Source organism: Streptomyces sp. OfavH-34-F (assembly GCF_022347745.1).
In the GTDB taxonomy this organism is placed as follows: Bacteria; Actinomycetota; Actinomycetes; order Streptomycetales; family Streptomycetaceae; genus Streptomyces.
This window is the reverse complement of sequence record NZ_JAKRGC010000360.1, coordinates 1-6,009: the sequence shown is the minus strand read 5'-3', so window position 1 is coordinate 6,009 and position 6,009 is coordinate 1. Positions and strand designations below refer to the sequence as shown.

4 protein-coding genes and 1 pseudogene are annotated in these 6,009 nt (G+C 72.2%); all 5 read right to left on the bottom strand.

Annotated features, from left to right (window positions below; translation table 11 throughout):
* Positions 1-1,111: ATP-binding cassette domain-containing protein (locus MHW47_RS30860; RefSeq protein ID WP_239227171.1), on the bottom strand; the 1,111-nt coding region annotated here is incomplete at its 3' end.
* Between the two features lie 147 nt (positions 1,112-1,258).
* Positions 1,259-2,038 (bottom strand): ABC transporter permease subunit, encoded by a 780-nt coding sequence (locus tag MHW47_RS30855; protein WP_239227172.1) that lies wholly within the window; start codon positions 2,036-2,038, stop codon positions 1,259-1,261.
* 2 nt (positions 2,039-2,040) lie between these two features.
* Positions 2,041-3,024, bottom strand: a complete 984-nt coding sequence (locus MHW47_RS30850; protein WP_239227170.1) for an ATP-binding cassette domain-containing protein — start codon at positions 3,022-3,024, stop codon at positions 2,041-2,043.
* 76 nt (positions 3,025-3,100) lie between these two features.
* Positions 3,101-4,039 carry a cellulose-binding protein gene (locus tag MHW47_RS30845; protein WP_239227169.1) on the bottom strand — a complete coding sequence of 313 codons (939 nt, stop codon included), beginning with the start codon at positions 4,037-4,039 and terminating at the stop codon, positions 3,101-3,103.
* Between the two features lie 206 nt (positions 4,040-4,245).
* Positions 4,246-6,009, bottom strand: a pseudogene (locus MHW47_RS30840) (hypothetical protein); the annotation flags it as partial.

Below are 6,009 nucleotides of genomic sequence, written 5' to 3'. Positions count from 1 at the left end.
GGGCCTGCGCCGGGGCGGCGGGCGCGGGAGCCTGCGCCGGAGCGGCCGCGTACGGGTTCTGGCCGGGCGGCGGCGGGGCGTACCAGCCCTGCTGCGGCATGTCCGGGACGGGCTGCTGCGGGGGCGGGGTGTGTCCGGGCGGCTGCCCGTAGCCGGCGTACGGCGGCTGGGGCTGGAGGTGGGCCTTCTGGTCCACCGTCGAGCGGTAGTCCACGGCGCCCTGCGTCATCCGCATGTACGCCTCCTCCAGGGAGGCCTGGTGCGGCGACAGCTCCCACAGCCGGACGTCCGACTCGTGGGCGAGGTCGCTGATCCGGGGGAGGGCGAGACCGGTGACGCGCAGGGCCCCGTCCGGCTCGGACAGCACCTGGCCGCCCGCCTCGGTCAGCGTGGCGGTGAGCTTCTCGCGGGCCTCCGGCTTCTCGTCCGGGACACGCACCCGGGCGAAGTCGGCCGAGTTGGCTGAGATGAAGTCCTTGACGCTCATGTCGGCCATCAGCTGGCCGCGGCCGATCACGATCAGGTGGTCGGCGGTCAGCGCCATCTCGCTCATCAGATGGCTGGAGACGAAGACCGTCCGGCCCTCGGAGGCCAGCATCTTCATCAGGTTGCGGACCCACAGGATGCCCTCCGGGTCGAGGCCGTTGACCGGCTCGTCGAAGAGGAGGACCTGCGGGTCGCCGAGCAGCGCGGCGGCGATGCCCAGACGCTGCCCCATGCCCAGCGAGAAGCCCTTGGAGCGCTTGCGGGCCACGTCCTGGAGCCCCACCACACCCAGCACCTCGTCCACCCGCGCCTCGGGGATGCCGGCCAGCTGGGCGAGCGAGAGCAGGTGGTTGCGGGCGCTGCGCCCGCCGTGCACGGCCTTGGCGTCGAGCAGGGCCCCCACCTGACGGGGCGCGTTCGGCAGGTTCCGGAACTCGTGGCCGCCGATGGTGACCCGGCCCGCTGTCGGCCGGTCCAGCCCGAGGATCATCCGCATCGTCGTCGACTTGCCGGACCCGTTGGGACCGAGGAATCCGGTGACGGCCCCCGGCCGCACCTGGAAGGAAAGGTTGTACACGGCCGTCTTCGCGCCATAGCGCTTGGTCAGGCCGACTGCCTCGATCATGCTCCAGCCCCATCGACTTATCTGTCGTCGGGGCCCACGCCGTCCGGCCGTACGCCCCCCGTAAGAGTTAGGAGGATATCCATGCCTTGACGGTTCCGGCCAAGTCGTCACAGACGGGTCCGGCCCGGTGACCGGGCCGGACCACGCTCAGGCGTCCCGCTGCTTCAGCACGAGGTAGCCGCCGATCAGCGCGGCCGCCACCCACCCCACCATGATCAGCAGCCCGGCCCACGGGCCGTACGGCGCCGGGTCGCTGTTCATCGCGTCCGGGACCACCTGCATGATCTTGGAACCCGCCTGGTCCGGGAAGTACCGGGCGACCTCCTTGGCCTTCGGCACCGCCGACAGGATCTGCGAGACCAGGAAGAAGAACGGCATCAGGATGCCCAACGACAGCATCGAGCTGCGCAGCATCGCCGCCACCCCCATGGAGAACACCGCGATCAGCCCCATGTAGAGCCCGGCGCCGACCACCGCCCGCAGCACGTTGTCCGCGCCGATCGTCGTCCCGTGGTCGCCCAGCAGCGCCTGGCCCAGGAAGAACGACACGAAACTGGTGACCAGGCCGACCGCCAGCGCCAGCGCACCCGCCACCAGCACCTTGCTGAACAGGAGCGTCCCGCGCTTCGGCACGGCCGCCAGCGAGGTGCGGATCATGCCCGAGCTGTACTCCGTACCGACGACGAGCACCCCGAACACGACCATCGCCAGCTGGCCGAGGATCATTCCCGAGAAGCCGATGAACGTCGGGTCGAAGGTCGCCTGCTCCTCCGGCTTGAGGTCGTCGAACTGCGTGCGCATCAACGCGCACAGCGCCGCGCTCATCGCGACGGTGACCGCGAACGCCGAGATCAGCGTCCAGGTGGTCGAGGAGACCGTACGGATCTTGGTCCACTCGGAAGTGAGGACCGCGGAGACGGAAGCCATCGTCACGCCCCCTCTCCGCCGCCGGGCCGCTGGACCCAGCCCTCGCCCCACTGCCCGTCCGGCGGCGCGTCCCCGCCGGGCCCCGAATGCGCGTGGTACTCCACCGCGCCCGCCGTCATCTGCATGAACGCCTCCTCCAGCGACGCCCGCTGGGCGCTCAGCTCGTGCAGCGTGAGGGAGTGCCGGGCGGCCAGCTCACCGAGGTCCTCGGTCGCGGCTCCGTCCACCTCCAGCGTGCCGTCCCCCGCCTCGACCGCCACGATGCCCTCCTCGTGCAGCACGTCGCGCAGCCGCTCCTGCTGCGGGGAGCGCAGCCGCACGTAACTGCGCGAGTTCTCGTGGATGAAGTCGGCCATCGACGTGTCGGCGAGCAGCCTGCCCTGACCGATCACGATCAGATGGTCGGCGGTCAGCGCCATCTCGCTCATCAGGTGCGAGGAGACGAAGATCGTCCGCCCCTGCGCGGCGAGCGTCTTCATCAGGTTCCTGATCCAGTGGATGCCCTCGGGGTCGAGACCGTTGACCGGCTCGTCGAACATCAGGATCTGCGGATCACCGAGCAGCGCCGACGCGATGCCGAGGCGCTGGCCCATGCCGAGCGAGAAGCCCTTGGACTTCTTCTTCGCCACCGCGGTCAGTCCGACCGTCTCCAGCACCTCCGCCACCCGGCGCTCCGGGATGCGGTTGCTCTGCGCCAGGCAGAGCAGGTTGTTGTACGCGCTGCGCCCGCCGTTCATCGCCTTGGCGTCCAGCAGCGCCCCGATGTACTTCAGCGGCTCGGACAGATCCCGGTAGTGCTTGCCGTCGATCCGCACGGAACCGCTCGTGGGGTGGTCGAGATCGAGCATCATCCGCATCGTCGTGGACTTGCCCGCCCCGTTGGGCCCCAGAAAGCCCGTCACCATCCCTGGTCTGATCACGCACGACAAGCCGTCGACGGCGACCTTGTTCCCGAAGCGTTTCGTGAGGCCATCCAACTCGATCATGCGTTCACGCTAGAACGCCCGCGTGCCCGGCGCCACCACAAAGGTGGAACCGGGCACGCGGATCAGACAACCGGAATCAGCGGGTCTGCTGCGCCGGGACGCCCCGGGAGGCGGGCTCCTCGTCGGCGGGGGAGCCGGCGGCGGCCACCGCGGCACCCGTCAGCGTCGCCAGCATCTCGCGGACGTTGGTCAGCTGCGCGTTGATCGAGTCGCGGCGGTTGGTGAGCGCCGCCAGCTCGCGCTCCGACTCGCTGCGGATGCGGTCCGCCTTCGCGTTGGCGTCCGCCACGATGTCCTCGGACTGGCGCTGTGCGGTCTCCACCGTCTGACGGGCCCGGCGCTCGGCGTCCGTACGGAGCTTCTCGGCCTCCAGGCGGAGCTGCTCGGCGCGGTGCTCGATCTCGGCGAGCCGCTTCTCGGCCTTGGCCTGACGGGACGCGAGGTCGCGCTCCGACTGGTCGCGGCGCTTGGCCAGGTTGGTCTCGAAGTCCGCGGCGGCCTGGGCGGCCTTGGCGCGGGTCTCCTCGAAGAGGGCGTCCGCCTCCTCCCGCTTCTGCGCCGCGTCCTTCTGCGCGTCCGCACGCAGCGCGGTGGCCTCCCCCTTGGCCTTCTCCACGATGCGGACGCCGTCGTCCTCGGCCTTGGCCTTGCGCTCGGCGGCGAAGGTCTCGGCGTCGTTGCGCACCTGCTGGGCGGCGGACTCGGCGAGTTCGCGGTGCTGCTCGGCGGCGCGACGGGCCTCCTCGCGCAGGTCCTTCGCCTCCTCCTCGGCCAGGCGCAGGATCTTCTCCACACGGGCACCGAGACCCGCGTACGACGGCTCCGCGTCGTTCACCTGGGCCTGGGCGTTCTGCGTCTCGAGGTGCAGTTCCTCGATGCGCTTTTCCAGCGACGTGATGCGGGCCAGCGCGCTGTCACGGTCGGCGACGAGCTTGGTAATGCGGTCGTCCACCTGACCGCGGTCGTAACCACGCCGCACGAGTTCGAAGCCGAAGGGGGAGGAAGGGTCACTCATGGGGTTCCTGTCGAAGTGAGACCGGTGAGGTGATAGAGGGAATCCTAGGGGCCGGAACGGCGTGTCATCGAGTGGATGCGGTTTTGACCCGGAGAATGACACCCCTTTTGAGTGGCGGACCCCCGTTTTCCGGTGGCGGGCCCCCGTAACCCCCGCCTCCCGGACGATCGAAGGGCCGCGCGCAACCATGCGCAGCGGCCGGCCGGCTACCCATCGGACGACTTGCCGCCCGACCGGTTGCCCGCCGAGGCACCCGCCTTGACGCCGCCCGCAGGCGCGGAGCCCCCGCCCTTGCCGCCCGCCGCCGGGGTCTCGAAGGACTCCAGCGCCTCCAGCACGTCCTGGACCCGGGAGATCTCCGTGTTGATGTCCTCGCGCCGGCGCACCAGGACCTCCAGCTCCCGCCGGCCCTCGTCCACCATCCGCTTGGCCTCGGCCTCGGCGTCCGCCCGCAGCTTCTCGGCCTCGCGCACCAGGCTGGCCTTCTTCTGCTCGGCCTCCTTCAGCAGCGACTCCGCCCGCTTCACGGCAGCGATCCGGACCTTGCTCGCCTCCGCGTTGGCGTCGGACAGCAGCTCCTTGGCCTTCGCCGCCGCCTCGTCGCGCTGCTCGGTCGCCGCCTTCATCAGCTTGTCGACGCGCTCGCCGGCCGTCTTCATCTGCTCGGCCGTCTCCCGGCGGGCCCGGTCGTGCAGCTCCTGGATCTCGCCCTCCAGACGGGTCCTCAGCTCCTCGGCCCGCTCCCGGATCTGCGTCGCGTCCCGGCGCGCCCCGACCAGCAGCTCGTCCGCGTCCGTCCGGGCCCGCTCCACCAGCGTGTTGCCCTCGACCGTCGCCGCCGACGTGATCCGCACGGCCTCCTTGCGGGCAGCGCCGACCATCGTGTCGGCCTGCTCCTCGGCCTCCGTGGCGACGCGCAGCGCCTCCTCGCGGGCCTTGTCGATCAGCTGGTCCGCCTGCTCCGCCGCGTCCGCACGGCGCTTCGACGCCGCCTCCCGCGCCTCGTCGAGCAGCCGGTCCGCCTCCTGGCGCGCCTCGGCCCGCAGCTGCTCGGCCGCCGCCTCGGCGTCCGCCCGCAGCCGCTCCGACTCCTCCCGGGTGCGCGCCGCGTGCTCCTGCGCCGAACCCACGGTCGCCGACGCCTCGGCGCGCATCCGCTCCGCGTCGCCCGCCGCCTCGTCGGCCGTACGGGCCGCCTGCCGCTCCGCCTCCGTCTTCAGCCGCTCCGCCTCGGCCGTCGCCTCGGACACCAGAAGGTCGACCTGGGCCGCCGCCTCCGACCGCATCCGGTTGGCGTCCTCGCGGGCCTCCGCCCGGCTGCGCGCCGCGTCCTGCTCGGCCGACGCCAGCGCGTCCGACGCCTCCGTACGCATCCGCTGGCTGTACTCGGCGGTGTCCGCCCGCAGCCGCTCCGACTCGGCGATCGCCTCGGAGACCGTACGCTCCGCCATCGCCTTGGCGGCGTCCGTCTCCTCCTTGGCCACCTGCCGGATACGGGAGGCGTCCTCGCCGGCCCGTTCCCGCTCCGCGTGCGCGTCGGCCCGCAGCCGGTCGGCCTCCTCCTGAGCCTCGGACTTCGTCCGCTCCGCGACGTGCTCCGCCGCGGACCGCAGCCCGGCGATCTCCTCCTCGGCCTGCTCCTGGAGCCCGCTGACCGAATCCCGCACCTGCTGGGCGGTCTGCTCGGCCGCCGCGACCAGCTCGGCCGCCCGCGTCTCCGCCTCGCCCGTCAGCCGCTGCGCCTCGGCCTGCGCCTCCTCGACCCGCTTGCGCGCGGCGGCCAGCAGCTCCTCGCTCTGCTCCCTGGCCTGCTCGCGCTCCCGGCCCGCCTCGGTCCTGGCCGCGTCCAGCGTCTCCTCGGCCGCCCGGCGGCGCCGGTTGGCCTCCTCCTGGGCGGCGGCCAGCGCCTCCGCCGCCTCCGCGCCCACCCGCTCGGCGGCCGCGGCGGCCTCCGACCGCATCCGGTCGGC

Excerpts from the sequence above, each read along its gene's own strand:
- MHW47_RS30855 (WP_239227172.1), bottom strand. The coding sequence starts at position 2,038 with ATGGCTTCCGTCTCCGCGGTCCTCACTTCCGAGTGGACCAAGATCCGT.
- MHW47_RS30850 (WP_239227170.1), bottom strand. The coding sequence starts at position 3,024 with ATGATCGAGTTGGATGGCCTCACGAAACGCTTCGGGAACAAGGTCGCC.
- MHW47_RS30845 (WP_239227169.1), bottom strand. The coding sequence starts at position 4,039 with ATGAGTGACCCTTCCTCCCCCTTCGGCTTCGAACTCGTGCGGCGTGGT.